This is a genomic window from Streptomyces sparsus (assembly GCF_054776295.1).
In genome coordinates this window covers 1-1082 of the sequence record NZ_BAAHCA010001287.1, presented here as the reverse complement: position 1 = coordinate 1082, position 1082 = coordinate 1, and the positions used below count along the sequence as shown (strand labels likewise).

The 1082-nt window shown below is 75.7% G+C and carries 1 protein-coding gene; it reads left to right on the top strand.

All coding sequences use genetic code 11. The features are described 5' to 3' along the window. Positions 1-991 (top strand): acyl-CoA dehydrogenase family protein (locus ACYVE9_RS27945; RefSeq protein WP_461030678.1); only part of this gene is annotated, 991 nt, incomplete at its 5' end. Positions 992-1082 lie beyond the last annotated feature (91 nt).

Below are 1082 nucleotides of genomic sequence, written 5' to 3'. Positions count from 1 at the left end.
GGCCGAGGCGGGCTTCGCCCGCCACTTCGTCGCCGACCGGTTCGGCGGCAGCGAGGGCACCTTCGCCGACCTCACCCGCGCCGTGATGACCGTCGGTGAGAACTGCGCGGCGGCCGCCTGGTGCGCGTCGCTCTCCGCGTTCTCCGCCCGCTTCGCCTCCCACCTGCCCGCCGAGGCGCACGAGGCGATATGGGGAGACAGCCCCGACGTCGTCGTCGCCACCGGCTTGATGCCCGCCGGCCGGGCCCGCGCGGTGGACGGCGGCTGGCGCCTGGACGGCGCCTGGGCCTACGTCAGCGGCATCGACTTCGCCGACTGGGCGCTGGTCTGCGCGGCCGTGCCCGGCGGCGACGGCCCGCCCGCGCTGCGCTTCTTCTGCCTGCCCCGCGGCGTCTACGGCGTCCGCCGGACGTGGGACAGCGTCGGCATGCGGGCCACCGGCAGCCACACCCTGGTCGCCGACGACGTGTTCGTGCCCGCCGCCTTCTCCTACAACCGTGCCGACATGCTGAGCGGACGCAACGCCACGTCCGCACTGCCGGTGCACAACGTGCCCTTCCAGGCCGTCGGCGGCCTCACCTTCATCGCCCCCGTCGCGGGGGCGGCGACCGGCGCGCTCACCGCCGCCGCCGCGACGGTCACCGGCCGCCGCCGCAACCCCTCCACCGAGATCAAGCTGGTACGGGCCTCCGGCCGGATCGACGCCGCCCGGCACCTGGTGGAGCAGAACGCCGAGGTGCTCGACAGCCGGCAGTTCACGCCCGAGCTGATGGCCCGCAACGAACGCAACGCCACGTTCGCCGCGGAGAGCGTGCAGGAAGCGGTGACGCTGCTCATCCGGGCCGCCGGCACCGGGGGACTCGGCGAGGCCCACCCGCTCCAGCGGTTCTGGCGCGACCTCACCTCGGCCACCAGCCACGTCGCGCTCCAGTACGACACGGCCGCCCGCAAGAACTGGTCCGCGGTGCTGCTCGGCCCCGACGAGAGCTGACCCCGCCGCCGAAGGCCCGTCCCGACGTTCGCCGCCGACCCCGCCCCCGTCCGGCTCCGCCTCGACCCGCCCGGACGCCCGACGCCCGACG